This window comes from Companilactobacillus pabuli (assembly GCF_014058425.1).
Taxonomy (GTDB): Bacteria; Bacillota; Bacilli; order Lactobacillales; family Lactobacillaceae; genus Companilactobacillus; species Companilactobacillus pabuli.
In genome coordinates this window covers 522,184-540,067 of record NZ_CP049366.1, presented here as the reverse complement: position 1 = coordinate 540,067, position 17,884 = coordinate 522,184, and the positions used below count along the sequence as shown (strand labels likewise).

17 protein-coding genes and 1 tRNA gene are annotated in these 17,884 nt (G+C 37.8%); 1 reads left to right on the top strand and 17 read right to left on the bottom strand.

Annotated features, from left to right (window positions below; all coding sequences use genetic code 11):
• Nucleotides 1-5: 5 nt before the first annotated feature.
• The 12 genes from G6534_RS02525 to G6534_RS02470 form a co-directional block, all read right to left on the bottom strand.
• Complete coding sequence (locus tag G6534_RS02525) at nt 6-962, bottom strand: S66 family peptidase (RefSeq protein WP_059074845.1); 957 nt, start codon at nt 960-962, stop codon at nt 6-8.
• A 71-nt stretch (nt 963-1,033) separates the two neighbouring features.
• Nucleotides 1,034-1,504: an SsrA-binding protein SmpB gene (gene smpB, locus G6534_RS02520; protein WP_059074844.1), complete on the bottom strand. Its 471-nt coding sequence runs from the start codon at nt 1,502-1,504 to the stop codon at nt 1,034-1,036.
• A gap of 5 nt (nt 1,505-1,509) precedes the next feature.
• On the bottom strand, nt 1,510-3,867 hold the full coding sequence (rnr, locus tag G6534_RS02515; protein ID WP_182083112.1) for a ribonuclease R: 2,358 nt from the start codon (nt 3,865-3,867) through the stop codon (nt 1,510-1,512).
• Nucleotides 3,868-3,875: 8 nt separating this feature from the next.
• On the bottom strand, nt 3,876-4,613 hold the full coding sequence (locus G6534_RS02510; RefSeq protein ID WP_182083111.1) for an alpha/beta hydrolase: 738 nt from the start codon (nt 4,611-4,613) through the stop codon (nt 3,876-3,878).
• 55 nt (nt 4,614-4,668) lie between these two features.
• Entirely contained in the window at nt 4,669-4,905 is a 237-nt protein-coding gene (gene secG / locus G6534_RS02505) for a preprotein translocase subunit SecG (protein ID WP_010020475.1), read from the bottom strand.
• Between the two features lie 73 nt (nt 4,906-4,978).
• The gene (locus G6534_RS02500; protein ID WP_059074841.1) at nt 4,979-6,520 is read right to left on the bottom strand and encodes a ClC family H(+)/Cl(-) exchange transporter; all 1,542 of its coding nucleotides are present in this window, start codon (nt 6,518-6,520) and stop codon (nt 4,979-4,981) included.
• A gap of 9 nt (nt 6,521-6,529) precedes the next feature.
• On the bottom strand, nt 6,530-7,588 hold the full coding sequence (locus tag G6534_RS02495) for an oxidoreductase (RefSeq protein WP_182083110.1): 1,059 nt from the start codon (nt 7,586-7,588) through the stop codon (nt 6,530-6,532).
• 80 nt (nt 7,589-7,668) lie between these two features.
• The gene (gene eno, locus G6534_RS02490) at nt 7,669-8,970 is read right to left on the bottom strand and encodes a phosphopyruvate hydratase (protein WP_059074839.1); all 1,302 of its coding nucleotides are present in this window, start codon (nt 8,968-8,970) and stop codon (nt 7,669-7,671) included.
• An 84-nt stretch (nt 8,971-9,054) separates the two neighbouring features.
• The gene (gene tpiA / locus G6534_RS02485) at nt 9,055-9,807 is read right to left on the bottom strand and encodes a triose-phosphate isomerase (RefSeq protein ID WP_059074838.1); all 753 of its coding nucleotides are present in this window, start codon (nt 9,805-9,807) and stop codon (nt 9,055-9,057) included.
• A 27-nt stretch (nt 9,808-9,834) separates the two neighbouring features.
• Nucleotides 9,835-11,049 (bottom strand): phosphoglycerate kinase, encoded by a 1,215-nt coding sequence (locus tag G6534_RS02480; RefSeq protein ID WP_059074837.1) that lies wholly within the window; start codon nt 11,047-11,049, stop codon nt 9,835-9,837.
• A 108-nt stretch (nt 11,050-11,157) separates the two neighbouring features.
• Complete coding sequence (gene gap / locus G6534_RS02475; protein WP_059074836.1) at nt 11,158-12,186, bottom strand: type I glyceraldehyde-3-phosphate dehydrogenase; 1,029 nt, start codon at nt 12,184-12,186, stop codon at nt 11,158-11,160.
• Between the two features lie 34 nt (nt 12,187-12,220).
• Complete coding sequence (locus G6534_RS02470; RefSeq protein ID WP_182083109.1) at nt 12,221-13,267, bottom strand: sugar-binding transcriptional regulator; 1,047 nt, start codon at nt 13,265-13,267, stop codon at nt 12,221-12,223.
• A 222-nt stretch (nt 13,268-13,489) separates the two neighbouring features.
• On the opposite strand from G6534_RS02470, the gene G6534_RS02465 reads away from it, so the two are divergent.
• Nucleotides 13,490-13,561: transfer RNA gene (locus G6534_RS02465), tRNA-Arg, on the top strand.
• Between the two features lie 125 nt (nt 13,562-13,686).
• Here G6534_RS02465 and G6534_RS02460 read toward each other — a convergent pair.
• The 5 genes from G6534_RS02460 to G6534_RS02440 are packed head-to-tail and all read right to left on the bottom strand — an operon-like array spanning nt 13,687 to nt 17,881.
• Entirely contained in the window at nt 13,687-14,472 is a 786-nt protein-coding gene (locus G6534_RS02460; RefSeq protein WP_059074834.1) for an alpha/beta fold hydrolase, read from the bottom strand.
• A gap of 44 nt (nt 14,473-14,516) precedes the next feature.
• A complete protein-coding gene (locus G6534_RS02455) occupies nt 14,517-15,137 on the bottom strand; it encodes a malonate decarboxylase holo-ACP synthase (RefSeq protein ID WP_059074833.1) in 621 nt (206 codons plus the stop codon).
• Nucleotides 15,125-16,789 carry a biotin-independent malonate decarboxylase subunit beta gene (gene mdcD / locus G6534_RS02450; RefSeq protein WP_182083108.1) on the bottom strand — a complete coding sequence of 555 codons (1,665 nt, stop codon included), beginning with the start codon at nt 16,787-16,789 and terminating at the stop codon, nt 15,125-15,127. Before mdcD ends, G6534_RS02455 begins: the two co-directional genes overlap by 13 nt.
• On the bottom strand, nt 16,779-17,075 hold the full coding sequence (locus G6534_RS02445; RefSeq protein WP_010020492.1) for a malonate decarboxylase subunit delta: 297 nt from the start codon (nt 17,073-17,075) through the stop codon (nt 16,779-16,781). Before G6534_RS02445 ends, mdcD begins: the two co-directional genes overlap by 11 nt.
• 14 nt (nt 17,076-17,089) lie before the next feature.
• Nucleotides 17,090-17,881, bottom strand: coding sequence for a triphosphoribosyl-dephospho-CoA synthase (locus tag G6534_RS02440; RefSeq protein WP_059074831.1), 792 nt, complete (start codon nt 17,879-17,881; stop codon nt 17,090-17,092).
• Nucleotides 17,882-17,884 lie beyond the last annotated feature (3 nt).

Below are 17,884 nucleotides of genomic sequence, written 5' to 3'. Positions count from 1 at the left end.
CCATATTAGGATTGTCGATAAGTTACTTGCATCTTAGTAGCATCAAATCTAGCCCAAGTGCCTATCGGAGTAGTCATCATTGGAACTGTATGACAAGAATCAAAATCATAAATTATCGGTAAATCACGGTTCCCCAATACCTCTAAAAGAATATCTATTGGTTTGCGTCCCGTGTGCAAATCATCAAATAAGGCGTGTTTTCCCAAAATCACTCCTTTTACTTGATCAAAAGTACCGAAATTCTTTAACATCGAAAAGTTTTTTTCAATAATTGAAGCATCTTTTTCAGCGTCTTCAATGAATAACAAATCATTTTCAGTATATTTAGGAAAATACTTGGAACCCAAAATTCCAGACATCGTATTTAGGTTTCCACCAACAATTCTTCCCTCTAATATCGGTTGTTTTACGTAATGCCATTGATTTTGGACCATTTTTTTAGGACGTTGGTAATCTTCCCAATTGATTGCCTCATCGGTCCAAAATTTTGGTGCTGTTAATTCTACTTCTTGATTGTTTAAAACTTGTTCAAAACTTTGCCAGGTGTAATCAATGATTTCCTTAGCATCCCCAAATGAAGCAACTAAAGCTGGACCATAAAGTACTTTGCAAGCTGGTGCCTGGGTGGAAATTGCTAATAACAAAGCTGTTGCATCTGAATAACCAACAATAGTTTTAGGGTGCTTTTGTAAATAATCATAATCAATTTTGTCCAGAATAGAATTAGTGACCAATCCCCCAATCGTTGCCATCAAAACATCAATTGTTTCATCATGAATCAACTGATTGATCTCATCAGCTCGAGCTTGGATACTACCAGAACGATAGAAATCGCTCTTCTTTGTCAACGAACCAGCTTGTAATTCTATTCCCTTACTAGTTAAGAAATCCTTGGCCCGTTGAAACCTTTTTGGCGAAAGATAAGTAATTGGTGTTGAAGATGAAAAATAGCCTATTTTCATATTATTCCCCCCTTGATTAATAATTATTTTACTACTTATCACCTAACAAAAAATGCAAAAAAAAAGAGAACCTAGTACGCATTTTTCATAACACGTCTAATTTCTCTTTCTTGATCACGTTTCTTAATTGTTTCACGTTTATCGTACTGTTTCTTACCTTCGGCGATACCAATCAATACTTTAGCAAAACCATGCTTTAAGTAAACTTTCAAAGGAACCACTGTGATTCCCTTTTCTTGAATACTTGAACTGATTTTACGAATCTCTTTTTTATGGAGCAACAATTTACGATTACGTAAAGGATCATGATTAAAGATATTTCCCTGGTCATAAATGCTAATATTGACATTCTCTAACCAAAGTTCGCCATTTCGAGCTTGGACGAAGCCATCTTTAATATTCATCTTGCTGGCACGAACGGATTTAATTTCTGTTCCTGTCAAAGCAATCCCTGCTTCATAAGTTTCTAAAATATTGTAATCATGGCGCGCCTTACGATTGTTGGCCACTTCATTAGCAGCCTTAGTATGATGTTTCTTCAACAGAATCACCGTCTTTCGTATTTACCACGTCTCTTATGGTTTTTGTTTCCATTATTATTACTGTTTCTGTTTCTTCCATTGCCATGACCCTTGTGATCATTGTGACGACCATGACCGCCACGACCTCTGCCATGTTGCATTGAACGTTTCTTCTTAAATTCAGCTTCACGTTTATCAGCTTGTTCTTGTTCCTCTGGAGTTAATACACGTTCAAAGTCAATTTGTCTGTGTTCAACATCTGCTCTGATCAACTTAACCTTGATTGGTTGACCAACCTTGAAAATCTTACCAGTTCCACGACCGTGCATTGACATACTCTTTTCGTCAAATTCGTAGAAATCGTCTTTCATGTTAGAAATGTGAATCAAACCTTCAACGGTATTATCCAATTGAATGAACATTCCAAAACTAGTTACTGAACTGACTACAGCATCGAAGGTATTTCCAACTTGGTCAGCCATGTACTCAGTCTTCTTCAAATCATCAACGGCACGTTCAGCATTGATAGAAATTCTTTCACGACTTGAAGTATGTTCAGCAATTTCTTGAAGCTTGTTACTCCACTTAGCTTGTTCATCGTCAGTAAAACCATGTTCAGCATAACTGTGAATCATACGGTGAACTGTCAAATCAGGGTAACGTCTGATTGGTGAAGTAAAGTGTGTATAGTACTTAGCAGCCAAACCAAAGTGACCTAGTGGTTCATCTGAATATCTAGCTTGTTGTAAACTTCTCAACAACATAATTGTGACAACTTGTTCTTCAGGAGTTCCAACAACATCAGCTAAAACGTTTTGGAACATCTTTGGTGTGATTTCTTTCAAGTTACCTTTAACTTGGACACCCATTGCAGCAGCAAATTCAAAGAAGTTCTTGATTTTTTCTTCATCAGGCTTTTCGTGGACACGATATAAGAATGGTACATGTTTAACATTGTAATGTTCAGCGACTGTTTCATTAGCGGCTAACATGAATGATTCGATCATCTTTTCAGAAGTTCCACGTTCTCTTAACTTGATGTCGATTGGCTTACCATTTTCATCAACGATGATTTGTGCTTCTGTTTCTTCAAAGTCGATAGCACCACGTTGGTGACGTTTGTTGAAGAGGATTTCGTGAAGTTGTGCCATTTGTTTCAACATTGGAACTAATGGAGCGTATTCTTCATTTAATTCTTCGTCGCCCTTCAAAATTTCGTTAACATTGTTATAAGTCATACGATATTTTGATTGGATAACACTAGGATAAATTTCATGTTTAACAACATTACCCGAGTGATCGATTTCCATTTCACAAGTCAAAGCTAGACGGTCTTCACCAGGGTTCAATGAACAGATTCCGTTTGACAATCTAAATGGCAACATTGGAATTACTCGATCAACTAAGTAAGTACTTGTTCCACGAGCATAAGCTTCCTCATCTAATGGAGAACCTTCTTTGACATAATGTGTAACATCAGCGATATCTACTTCTAGATGGAAGTTACCATTTGGTAACATGTCCAATCCAACCGCATCATCAAAGTCTTTTGAGTCATCCCCATCGATTGTGATAACCATATTCTTAGTCAAGTCTTTACGACCAACACGATCTGAATCTAAGACGTGATCAGGAATACTTTCAGCTTCTTTTAAAACTTCATTAGGGAATTCTGGATTGATGTCATTGTCAACAACGATAGACATGATGTCAACACCAGGATCATTTTTGTTACCGATGATTTCAAGAGCAGTACCCTCCATACTTTGGGGATGCTTGTCGTTTGGATATTCATCGATAGATACTTGAACCATGTCACCCATTTGTGGATGCAAACCTTTGTCAGAAATGAAAATCATGTATGCAGCAATTTTCTTTTCGTGACTTTGAACGTAACCATAGTGGCCAGTCTTTTCAACTTGTGAATCACTATAAGGATGAAATTCACCAACTGCTTTAGTCAATGATCTTTCAACGATTTTAGTAATCTCACCTTCTGGTCCCTTGTCGATCCATGGATTAGATGGTTTAGTGATCTTTACTTCAACTGTATCGCCGTTGACTGCGTGGAGTGTGTTGTCTCGGGAAATAAAAGCGTCAGGATCAACTTCATCATATCTAACGAAACCAAATCCCTTATCATTTCCCTTAAAAGTTCCTTCAACCACAGTTTCTGGTGTGGCCATCTTGAACTCATCTTTGTTGGTCAAAGTAATCTTACTTTCACCCTCTAGGACAGCTAGAGATTTAACAACACGTTTGAAAGCTGAAGCCCCGTGCATTCTTAAAATGTCTTCGATCTGTTCTGATTTGTAACGACGATCGGGGTTGCTTCTAAAAACCTCTAAGATGTCCGCAATTAATTTATTTTCTTTATCTGGCATTTCTATCCTCAATTATTTTCTAAAAAATTTAACACGTCACTCTGTAATTGATTATGAGCGCGGTTGATAGTTAAAACATGCCCTGCATCGTAAAAATGTAGCTGTGATGTTTTAACGTCTTGAGCTACTAATTTAGCAGCTTCTGGATTTACTAATTTATCACTCGTACCTTGACCAATGAAATATGGTCGACTTATTTCAGCCAACTTTTCAGTCACACCAACGGAAGCTCTTTGAATCGACATTATTCTGTTATCGATTTTTGATCTAACTACTCTCATCTTGGCGTCTAATTCCACATCAGTTAAGTCCTGTTGTAAAGAATACACCTTTTTAGCATATGTCATAAAGGCTGATTTGATGTTCTTGAACTCTTGATTGTACAAAGGTGAGCCAAAAACTCCCCCTGCAATAACATCCGGGTTTTCTTCAAGTGCTTGAGTTGCAAAAATTGCACCTAGCGACAGTCCAAAAACATAAATCTTCGTCTTTTGCTTTTGCTTTAAAAAATCGATTGAAGCCTGTGTTTGTTGCCACCACTGATCTGGACCACCTTTTTCCAAAATATCCAAGGGTTCATCAGTTCCGTGACCAACAAGCATCGGAGCGTAGGCCGAAAAATTATTTCTCTGTAAAAATCTTCCTAATAGTCGCATATCATTAGACGTTCCTGAAAAAGAATGTAATAACAATACTGCACTAGTTCCACTGTCAAAATAAAATGGTTGTGGTCGTAAAATTTTCATTCGTAGCTCCTTATAACAAAAAACCTCCTGAGTAACTTTCAGGAGGATAAATTGCTTAGTGAGATGATAAGTAAACTAGTATCAATGAGCAAACAAAAAACAATACTAGTAAAACGTAGGTAACCTTAACCATGAAGGCTTCAAAACCACGTTTCTTCTGGTTGCTGAATAGGTCACCACCACCACCGGACAACGCATTCAAAGCATCTTGTTGCTTAGTTGGTTGCATTAATACGGCAATGATTATCAAAATGGATACTATTATCAACAATGTTTCGATAATGTTATACACCTGTAAAACCTCCGTTCATGGTGTTGAAAGCTGAAATCACTCCTAAAACAATAACATAAAAGTGGTCAAATTTCTAGTGCATACCTTGAATCAAGTCTTGCAATTTCTGAGATATTTTTGCTCGTTGACCGGCATTGACCATGAAGACGATTCGATCCCCTGCTTTGATCATTGTATCACCACGAGGAATCAATTGTCTCTCACCACGGTAAACCGCAATCACTAAAATATCTTTTGGAAAAGGAATATCACGAATGTATTTCCCATCGATCGAACTACCTTCATAAATTGGCACTTCTAATCGATCGTTAAACTTGCTGACACGATTCAAATACTCTGAATTGAGGTTCAAACGTTCTTTTAAAGCTTCATAAATTGGAGCACCATTCAATAAATCAACCACAATGTAAGCCACCAATGACAAAACAGCCAATGGCATCAAGTGCTTCAATGAGCCGACCATTTCTGTGACCAAAATAATTGCTGTAAACGGTGCTTTACCAATACAAGCAAAGTAACCGGCCATCGCAAAGATAATCAAGTTACTTTCAAAATAAATTGGCAACAAGCCAAGTTGATTCATAAAGACAGCATAAATAGCTCCGATGATAGCTCCAAGGTTCAAAATTGGTAAAAAGATTCCACCTGGAAGTCCAGAACCATAAGAAATCATCGAGAAGACAAATCTCAAGAACAACAATCCCATTAAAAATAACAAACCACCCTTGAATTTGTCCAAATTGACGATGACTTCATTACCACCACCGATAAATTGCGTATACATCATTCCCAAAGGAACAATTAAAATCAACGGGATTATTCCGTGAATATAACGTGGCAAACGAGTTTTAGCAAAAACAGCCGGCATCGACAATGTACAAATTTGATACAAGCGACCCATCAAACCTAAAATGATACCTAAAATAATCAAATGCCAATAATACTTAACTGGCAAACTAAATTGATAAGGCACTTGCAAAACTGGCTGCAAACCAAAGACATATAATGCCACCAAATTAGCACTGACTGCACTGGCTAAAGAAGTGATCCACACCATTGGTGAAAAATTATGATAAACTTCTTCCAAAACAAACATTGCTCCAGCAATTGGCGCACTAAAGGCAGCTGACAATCCGGCCGCTGCACCACTGGCGATAAGAACTCTTTGATTAACGCCTTTATTATCATGCGTTAAGTCTCCGACACCTTGACCGACAGCTGAACCTAATTGAATTGAAGGACCTTCACGACCTAAGAATAGACCTGGTCCAATACAAAGGATTCCTCCAACAAATTTTCTCCACAAAATTGACCACCAATTTAGATGCATTTCGCCACCTAATTGAGCTTCAACTTGTGGAATACCTGAACCCGATATATTGGGTTCTTTTTTGACTAAATATCCGACAAACAGTCCGATAATAATCATCAAGACTAATAACGACAAAACTAATAGAGAATTATTTCGTGCCGCAACATAAAGACCTTGATAAAACTTTAGAGAATGTGCAATCGACCAACGGAACATACTAACAAGAATTCCGGAGATAATTCCAACTAGAACTCCCTCTAAAGTCAGTCTTAACTTCTCATTATCTGTAACAGCTACTTTCATGATTCTCCCCTAAATATCTAATTTTGGCACATTGTAAATTGAAGGTGAAGTTTGATAGAAACCAGCTTCAAGAATTTCCATATCGGTTAAAATTTCTTCATCACTGACAAGTCTTGGTTTATGGTTGACCAAAGTATCGTAAACAGAATCGTAGTACAATCCATAATCACCGAGTGGTGTCTTGATTTGTTTTTCAATCCAATCCCCATTGGCATTTTGATATTTGGCGATTCCGTAATACATTGGACTATCTTCCCCAAAACCTGGTGTTCCTGGCATAATACCGGCTTTCAAGTCATTTTCTTGTTGGTCAGCACCGTATTTGATAAAGGAACCATTCATACCGTGAACGATAAATCTTGGATACTCTTTAGCAACATCAGTACTTACCTTGACCTTGGCCTTCATTTTTGAGCCATAATGTAAGTCTACATCAAAATAGTTGTCGACTGCATCCTCAACTTCAGTATTTCTGATATCGTAAACCACTTGATCAGGACGGCCAAACAAAGCTACCATGCGATCCATCAAATGGATTCCCAATCCGTAAAATTCACCTTGTTCTTTAGTACCAACATTATTGACTGTATGTGGACGATAGTAATCAATGTGTGATTCAATCTCGACAATATCTCCCAAGAATCCTTGATCAATCACTTGTTTAGCAGCCAAATAGTCCCCATCGAAACGACGATTTTGATAAGGCATAACTAAAACGCCATTGTCTTTTCCTAATTGAATCAATTCTTTAGCATGGTCCAAAGTATCAACGAATGGTTTTTCAACGATAACTGATTTTTTAGCTTCAATGACCTGTTTAGCCAATTGATAATGTGTTGAAGCTGGTGTACAAATAGTTACTAAGTCAATTTCTGGATCATTTAAAATATCATTCAAATCATTAGTGAAAATAACACCTTTTTGTTGGTAAGGTTTTGCTAATTTTTCATTGGGAGCCTTACGAGTGTAGACCGTCTTTACTTCAAAATTATCTCTAATATTTAAATATGGTAGATGATAACGGTTGGCTGATTTACCGAAACCGATAAAAGCAATTTTTAATGTCATAGAAATTCTCCTTCAATAGTTGATACTATTATTGTACAAAAAAAACAGCCCGAGGGCTGTTTTAATCAATCAATAAATAACTATTTGTTCAAGTTGTAGAAACTCTTGATACCCTTGAATTCAGCTTGGTCGCCAAGTTGATCTTCAATTCTCATCAATTGGTTGTACTTAGCAATACGGTCTGTACGGCTCATTGAACCAGTCTTGATTTGACCTGCGTTTGTAGCAACAACAAGGTCAGCAATTGTTGTATCTTCTGTTTCACCTGAACGGTGTGAAACAACAGCTGTGAAGCCTGCTTCTTTAGCCATTTCGATAGCTTCGAATGTTTCTGTAAGTGTACCGATTTGGTTAAGCTTGATAAGGATTGAGTTTGAAACTCCCATTTCAATACCCTTCTTCAAGTAGTCTGTGTTTGTAACGAACAAGTCATCACCAACAAGTTGTACTTTCTTACCAAGTTTAGCAGTAACTTTTTGCCAGTCTTCCCATTCGTTTTCGTCGATAGGATCTTCGATTGTAACAACTGGGTACTTTTCAACGATACCATCAAGCAAGTCGATAAATTCGTCTGTTGAAAGAACAGCACCATTTTCGCCTTCACCTTTTAGTTCGTACTTGTGTGTTTCAGCATTGTAGAATTCTGATGATGCACAGTCAAAACCAATAGCAACATCGTCACCAGGCTTGTAACCTGCTTTTTCAATAGCTTCAACCAAAATCTTGAAAGGAGCTTCGTTGTTTTCAAGGTCAGGAGCGAAACCACCTTCGTCACCAACAGCTGTGTTCAAGCCACGGCTTTCAAGAACAGCTTTTAGTGAGTGGAAAGTTTCTGAACCCATACGTACGGCTTCACGCATTGATTTTGCACCAACAGGCAAGATCATGAATTCTTGGAAGTCAACGTTGTTATCAGCATGCTTACCACCATTGATAACGTTCATCATAGGTGTTGGCAATACGTGAGCGTTAGGACCACCAAGGTATTCGTACAATGGAAGACCTAATTCGTCAGCAGCAGCACGAGCAGCAGCAAGTGAAACACCAAGAATAGCGTTAGCACCCAAAGTACCCTTGTTTGGTGTACCATCAAGATCGATCATAGCTTGGTCAATAGCACGTTGGTCAGTAACGTCCATGCCGATAACCTTTTTAGCAATCTTGTCGTTTACGTTAGCAACGGCTTTAAGAACACCCTTGCCACCAAAACGTGATTTGTCGCCATCACGTAATTCAACAGCTTCGTGTTCACCAGTTGAAGCACCTGAAGGAACAAGTGCGCGGCCAAAGCCACCTAGTTCAGTATATAGTTCAACTTCAACAGTTGGGTTACCACGTGAATCAAGAACTTCACGGCCTAAAATATCAGTAATTACAGACATATTTTAAAAATCTCCTTTATGGTTTTAATACAGATTAATTTTAACCTTTTTTGCTACTAAAATAAATAACTTAATGAAAGTAAATTATTTATTGAAGTTAGCTAATGCGATATATGATTCTGGATCCATTGATGCACCACCAACAAGTCCACCATCAATATCTTCTTTAGCCATCAATTCTTTAACGTTAGCAGGTTTAACTGAACCACCGTAAAGAATACGTACTTTGTCAGCTGTGTCATTATCGTACAAGCTAGCAATCTTTTCACGGATTACGTGAACCATTTCTTGTGCTTGATCAGCAGTAGCAGTCTTACCAGTACCGATAGCCCAGATTGGTTCATAAGCGATAACTGATTTAGCTAAGTCATCAGCAGAAATGCCTTTAACAGCATTTTCGATTTGACCTGTTACCCAGTCTTCTGCCTTGCCGGCTTCACGTTGTTCTAGTGTTTCACCACAGCAGATGATAGGTAGCATGTTGTTCTTCAAGATAGCCTTAGCTTTCTTGTTGATGTCTTCGTCAGTTTCTTTGAAGTATTGTCTTCTTTCTGAGTGACCGATGATTACATAATCAACGCCCATTTCATCAAGTGCCTTAGGTGAAGTTTCACCAGTAAATGCACCAGCATCTTCAAAGTATGAGTTTTCAGCAGCAGTCTTCAATGGTGTACCCTTTGCTCCTGCAACAAGAGTTGTAAGATCAATAGCTGGAGCACCGATGATTGTTTCTACGCCAGATTCTGGCAACTTGCCTTTGATACCGTCTAAAAATTCTTGGGTTTCTTTAGGATTTTTGTTCATCTTCCAGTTACCCGCAATAATAGGTGTACGCATAAAATTAGTTCTCCTCATGAAAAATAATTATTTATCTGAAATTGAATCGATACCAGGTAATACTTTACCTTCTAGGTATTCTAGTGAAGCACCACCACCAGTTGAGATGTGTGTTAGCTTATCAGCAATACCAAGACTCTTAGCAGCAGCAGTTGAGTCACCACCACCAACGATAGTAATAGCATCTGACAAGTTACCCATAGCACGTCCAACTTCTAGTGTACCTTCAGCAAACTTGCTCATTTCGAATGCACCCATTGGTCCGTTCCATACAACAGTCTTAGCACCCTTTAGAGTGTCTTGGAACAACTTAACTGTCTTAGGTCCGATATCAAGAGCCATTTCATCATCAGGAATATCAACGCCATCAGTTGTAGTAGCATCAGCGTCATTTGAGAATTCTTTAGCAACGATGTGGTCTACAGGAAGAACGATCTTGTCGCCAGCTTTTTGAAGGAGGTCTTTAGCTAGTTCAACTTTGTCTTCTTCGAATAGTGACTTACCAATCTTGTGGCCTTGAGCAGCTAAGAATGTATAAGCCATACCACCACCGATTAAGATGTGGTCTGATTTTGGAATTAAGTTTTCAATAACACCGATCTTATCTGAAACCTTAGCACCACCAAGGATTGTTACGAATGGGTGTACAGGATTGTCAACGGCGTTACCTAAGAACTTGATTTCCTTTTCCATTAAGAAACCAGCAGCAACGGGTTTGCCAGCAGCCTTCATAGCTGTTGAGATACCAACGTTTGAAGCATGTTTTCTGTGGGCTGTACCGAAAGCATCATTGATAAATACGTCACCAAGTGATGCCCAGTATTCGCCAAGTTTAGGATCGTTCTTGCTTTCACGTTTACCGAAATCATTATCGATATCTTGGAAACGTGTGTTTTCCATAAGTAGAATGTCGCCATCGTTTAATTCGTTGATAGCATCTTCAAGTTCTTTACCTTCGTTAACAGGTACGAACTTAACTTTCAAACCACTTAATTCTTCAAGTTTAGCAGCAACTGGCTTCAATGATAAAGCTTTCTTGTCTTCGTCACTCTTAATACGACCCAAGTGAGATAGCAAGATAACCTTTCCACCATGTTCTGAAACATATTTGATTGTTGGGATAGCACCAACGATACGGTTAGTATCGCCGACAACACCATCTTTGATAGGAACGTTGAAATCAACACGCATCAAGACTTTTTTGTCTTTTACGTCAACGTCAGAAACAATAAGTTTTGCCATTATAAATCCTCCGATATTTTCCTTAAAAAAAGGCGGAAGGAGTTATCCTCCCTCCGCCAATTTAAAACACTAAATTAGGTTTTTTGATTACTATTTTAGATTAATGAATTAGTCTAATGTAGCAAATTTTTCAAGTGTACGAACCATTTGTGCAGTAAATCCTGATTCGTTATCGTACCAAGCAACAGTCTTTACAACTTGGGCGTCACCTGAACCAACAATTTGTGTTTGTGTTGGGTCAAAGATTGAACCGAATGATGTACCGATAACATCTGATGATACGATTTCGTCATCATTGTAACCGAATGAAGGGTTGTTGTCTGTGTACTTCTTGATTGCATCGTTAACTTCGTCAACTGTAACTTCTTTGTTAAGAGTTGCAACTAATTCAGTAACTGAACCTGTGATAACTGGAACACGTTGTGCATGTCCATCAAGCTTACCTTTCAAGTCAGGAACAACTAGACCTAGGGCCTTAGCAGCACCAGTTGAGTGAGGGATGATGTTTGCAGCAGCAGCACGTGCAGCACGAACATTACCTTTACGTTCTGGACCATCTTGAAGTTTTTGTGTAGCTGTGTAAGCATGGATTGTTGTCATTGTACCAGCTTTAATACCGAATTCTTTGTTTACGGCATTTGCTAGAGGTGCAAGACAGTTTGTTGTACATGAACCAGCTGAAGCGATCTTAACGTCGTTTGTTAGGATGTCATCGTTAACACCATAAACAACTGTAGGCATGTCACCTGATGGAGCTGAGATCAATACACGTTTTGCACCGGCATCCAAGTGAGCTTGTGCTTTGTCTGCTGATGTGTAGAAACCAGTACATTCAAGAACGATGTCAACACCGTCGTTTGCAACCCATTTAAGGTCTGCAGCATTCATTTCAGCATATACAGGAATTGTCTTACCGTCAACAACGATAGCATTGTCAGCAGCTGAAATCTTGTCGATTTCGAAGTTACCATGAGCTGTATCATACTTCAATAGGTGAGCAAGCATAGCAGGTGAAGTTAAATCGTTAATTGCAACAACTTCCAAATCTGTCTTGCCAGCTGCTTGAAGTGCAGCGATACGGCGGAATGCCAAACGACCGATACGGCCAAATCCATTAATACCAACTTTTGTAGTCATACAAAAATTCCTCCTTCAGGAAATCAAAAAAATATTATTTTAAAGGGTTATCCCTTAAAATCAACTTTGAGGCACCCTCATCAGTAATCAGTATAGTATGATGAGGTGCGTTTTTCATATATGATTGAATTGCTTTGGCCTTACTTTGACCACCGGCGATTGCAATCACATATTTTATTTTATCAAGGTCCCGGACGTGAAGTCCAATCCTAGGTACCTTATATACAAGTTTACCACTTTGATCGAAGAAATCTCCAAAAGCTTCTGAAACAGCCTCACCATTATCGATGATTTTTTGTTCCTTAGCCGAAAGATTTCGACGCTCTGCCATGACACTTGCAGTTCCGATGCTGTGAATAACAACATCACTTCTATATATTAGTTCAAGAACCGACTTAATTGAAGTCTCTTTTTGCAAAGATTCAAAACTTTTTTCGCTAATGTCCTCTGGAAGGTACATAGCCCGGTACTGGCCTTGCGTTCTTAAAGCCATCTCTGCACAGACACTGTTTGCCTGAATCGTAACTGACTCACCTACTCCACCGCGAGCTGGTAAGAAAACCAACTTACGATTTTTCGATAAATCAGGTGAAAGATTACGTGCAACTTGTGCCAACGTACTACCACCAGTCACAGAAATCATTGACTGACCATTTGGCAATACTGATCCTAAGAGTTGATTAAGTCTTCTACCAAACGAATCGACTACCCGATACTGCTTATCTGCATTACCTGGTAAAACAATACAACGACTAATTCCTAGCTTTTCACTCAAGCGTTTCTCCAAAATAGCTGTACCTTGATAATCCGCTAAAACATTCGTCAAACGAATTACTACATCGCTACCTGTATGTGTTAGAGACATCCCAGATTTTGAAGAAACAATCAAGCCTTGCTTTCTTAATAAATCAGTCTCAGTTCTTAATCCACGTTCAGTAATATTAAGATCATCAGCTAATACTCTGCGCCCAACAGGCTCCATTAATGAGATACTCTGAAGTATTTTAAATCGCTTTTCCAGAGTTTTAATGAAGTCTGGGGCAACTAAATCCAGCAATTCTAAATCTTCATTATTAGTCATTTGATATACTCCATGGGACAACCATCGTCCCTGTATGTCTGTTTACGACCCATGTACTCAAAAAATAAAAGCCCGGATGAATCATTCCATCTCTTAAGCACAGTTATTAGTATAAACTCTCTTGTGAAAAATTCAAGTGAAATGATTACAAAAAGTCCAATTAATAATATTTTTTTTGACATTTACTTTTTATACAGAGATGCGATAGAATTAAACAGTAATGCGCCGCTAGTGTAATGGATCGCACACAGGATTCCGGTTCCTGGAATGTGGGTTCGACTCCCACGTGGCGCATTTTTTGTTTCACAAACTTTTGACAAAAAATGTTGAATTATCAACATGTATAAGATTCAACAAGAATATTATTATATGAAAAGAGAGTAATACTTCGTGTTTTATAGCGGAATATTACCCTCTTTTTAGTTTCTACGACTACTAAAAATGAAATGTCTTAACGTTTGATTAAAAGCTTCTGGAATCTCGGCCATAATGTCATGCCCACAATTATCCAAAACGATATTAGTTATTTTCTCATTTTGCGCTAAGTAATCTCCAAATCGATAATCAAAGTAAGGACTTTGCTTGGCGACTACGATACTTATACGTTTACTACTATTTAATAGTGAATTGCGCCAATCCTGTTTGAAATGATCTTCTAACAGAACTAAATTTTGTTTTCTATCAAATGGATAAAGACTCCGAACTTTATTTAACAACAAAGCTACTTGGTAATTTAACCCATGTAAAGTTTCATGATTTTTACTTGGCAGTGAAATTTTTTCTTTAAAATTATCGGCAGTAAAGTTTTCAAAACCATATTTCCAATCTGAATCATTGAGCATTTTGGGAGATTGATCGATTGCTAGAACCGATTTAACGTTAGAATATTTTTTCAAATAAGCATAACAGACACTTGCTCCCATCGAATGACCAATTAAAATTGGTTTTTGAAGTTTTAAATATTCAATCAAATTAGCTAAATCATCAGTTAATCGTTCAATCGTCAAATTATTTTGGGTACGTTGGGATTTGCCATGATTTCGATGATCATAAGTAATCACTCGACAATTCATCCCTACTAAGTAGTCAATTTGAGCTTGCCAAATTTCTTGATAGCCACCAAAACCTTCTACTAAAATAACTGGTTGACCGACACCAAAACTTTGAAAATTAATTTTTATTCCATCGTTAGTTAAAAATTCCATTGTTCTCTCCTCAAAAAAAGATAGACCAAAACGGCCTATCTTTTTTATTTATTCCAAGGATTTTTTACCAAAATTGGATCAGATAAAGTTTTCATCATTATAGTAGATTTTGACTGACTATATTCCTCTAATGAAAAACCATTGTTACCTTGGATAACTTGTAGATCAGCGTGAACTCCGAATTGGTTCAACTTCTTTAGCAGATTCCTAGCGCCCTCACGACTAATCGGACCATTCGGTTTCCAAACTAGATCCAAATCACTGGTCATTTTGGCTGAATTAGTTTTTGTTGCTAATTCAAAGCCAACGCTACCACTGATTCCCCATTTATATTCTTGTAGAATTTTTGCCACTGCTGGTAAAGCTTTAACGGCTGGCAACATTTTGCGCTCATCAGAAATATTTTGCCAAGCTTTTTCAGAAACTAATTGATAAGGTGTAATGACCTCTTTAATATCTGAATCCAAGACAAAAGTAGCAAAACGTTGTTCTCTTTTAATTCCTCTAATACCGACAGGAATCTTACCATCGACTATTTCGCTACGACGAACCACGACCGTCAACGAATCAGGAAAAATATCCTGTGCCCATTTGGGTAGTTCGTCAGTAATCAAATCATTAATCGATGAAATTTTTAGTAAATCATGTGGTTCTACTTTGACCATTCTTCATCCACTAGTTTTCTAACTTGTAGAGTTGATTTACGGCCACTAGCTTTAGCAATTTCTGTTTGATAACGGAAGTGCAAGCTTGTGTCACCATCTAAACTGTCGATAGCTTGATTGATCAATTCTTTGATCTTATCAACATTTTCGTCAGTTGCTTCCCATGAACCGATACCTTTAACTAGTTTGTACAAAGCACCAAGTTTTTCATAGTTGTCAATATCGTAAGCCATAGCAGGAACATGCTTAGTAGCTTCTTCCAATTCGGTAATTGTTCTTTGAGTAATACGAGCAGCACTAGCCTTTGACATAGCTTGGATAGTAATTGAATCATCATCTAAGGCGATCATTCTATTAGATTGCAAACCATGAGCTAGGAATCCACCAGATACAGCGTCTCCAGGAATAAAGTCAATTACTGGATGACCAGCTTGTCTAGCTTTAGCGTATGCGGCAGCACTTGAACCAAGAGCTACGTGAATACCGATCAATTCTTCTTGATAACCATAAGCTTGACTAGGTACATCAACGACTAAAACGATTGGACGTTTAACGTCTTTATCCTTATCTTCAGCGACGATTTGGTTAACGATACTTGCAACAGCAAATCCTTCTTGAAGACCGACTTCACCTTCACGAACACGTGGGAACTTGTTGTCAGCATCTGGAACGATAGCAATAAATTCTTTACCATCTTTTTGAGCGTGCAAAACAGTTGAAACAGGACTAGTAGCATTTTTAATACCAGTCAATTTTTCAAACCATAAACGACCACGGCTCTTAGTACCAGCTTTTTCACCTGCAACGGCAGCTGGAATCGTATGCTTAGTAGCAACAACTGACTTAAACAACTTGTTATAAGAATCGATATCTAACTTCTTGCTCAAATCTAATTTATCTAACAAGCTCAAGTAAAAGTCGACATTTTCAGTTCTATGAGCATCTTTTTTAGTCTTGATTTCGTTAATGATACTTTCCTTAATGCTATCAACACTATCATCAACTACTTCGTCAACTAAGTCAGTAGCTTGACGTTGTTTAGTTCCTAAAGTATCCCAGATCAAATCTTTATCGCTGGAATCAAATTCACGAACGCCAGCTTCTTGTTCGATAACTTCGGGACCATTCAAAGCAATTCTGGCCTTGTTAGTAGCAATCAAATAAGAAAGAATTGATGCAGTAATTGACATACCACCGAATGATCCAACACGACCGGGTACTAAACCAATAACGGGAACAAATTTCTTCAAAGCGATAACAACGTTTTGAATTTCTGAAATTGATAACAAACCGTAGTTAGCTTCTTGAAGACGAACACCACCAGTATCCAAAACGATAATTGGATAAATAGTGTTACCATTCTTGTTTTCTTCGAGTACTTTTTCTAAGGCTGCAACAATTTTGGCACCACTGACTTCACCGATACCACCACCTTGGAATTTACCTTCGATTGAAACTACTAAAACTTGATTACCTTCGATTTTTCCACGCATCAAGACGATTCCATCATCACTTTCAGGAACAATGTCTTGAGGTTCAAGATGTGGCGAGATCATATCGTCAAGAGGTCCAACGATTTCTCTAGCAGTATTTGCATCTAATAATGAAAGCGCACGTTCACGCGCATGTAATTCAACAAAACTATTTTTCATCTTTTAGTTCCTCCAATGCTTGAGTTAAACGAAGATTAACTACCCCTGGTGTGGAACCAAAGTCATTGATCTCAATATTAGCTTGGATTGGATATCTGTCGAAGAAACGTTTCAAAACATTTCCCCAAACTTCTTTGAAGCCGTCACTACCAGTTACGATATTAACTTCTGTTTCTTTATCTGTGGGTCTGAAAATAACTTCAAGGTCACCTGATGCAACTACCCCAACGTGTACGGGTTTGGAAATAGCATCTTTGGTATCGAAGTTAAAATGTAATTTTTCCATATTTATCTCCATTTCTACTTCAAATGTTTTAAAAAATAACTTGCAGCAAACAAATCAGCACAACCACCGGGTGAAATATTATGTTCTCGTGTAAAATCATTTAGTTTTTCAAACTGTGGGTTATTTAGGATATTTCTAGGATCAACTGCTATTTGAGTTGAAAGATTTTGAAAATCACGTAAGACATTTAAATTACTACGATAAACGATATTGGTATCATCGACGTTACTGTATAAAACGAGCAAGCGTCTCATCCAGGTATCAAAATCATCCAACTGTGGCTTAAAAGCTAAAGCTTTAGCTAGATTAGGAAAGCCATTTTGAGCTTCTCCCTTAGCTCCAGTCAAAGCATACTTTTGCTTCGTAACTGCACCATGAGTCTTTTTAGGGATGACATTCTTATCTGGCAAACGTGATAAATCTTTAGCTGTTAGTAGAATCGTTTCTATATTCTTAGTTTGTTGACTACTGATAGCACTGATCAATAAACCCATACTCCAAATAGCACCTTTATGTGTATTGACGCCATTAGTTGCCTGAAACATATCTTTTTCAGCAATGCGACCGATTCGACCGATTTCTTCACGTAATGGCAAAGCAATTGGTTGTCGATAAGATTTCTCAGCAATTTCTACGAAACTATCTAATAAACTATCAGCTGACTTATAAAATAGTTTCCAATCCATATCGGTATGTGAACCATTTGAATAAGTATCAACTAATCCCGGTTTAGGTGAAAAGCTAACTTCCCACTTCAGTGCTGCTACTGCTTGTTGTGCTAGTTGTAAAAACTTAGTTTCAATCATTAA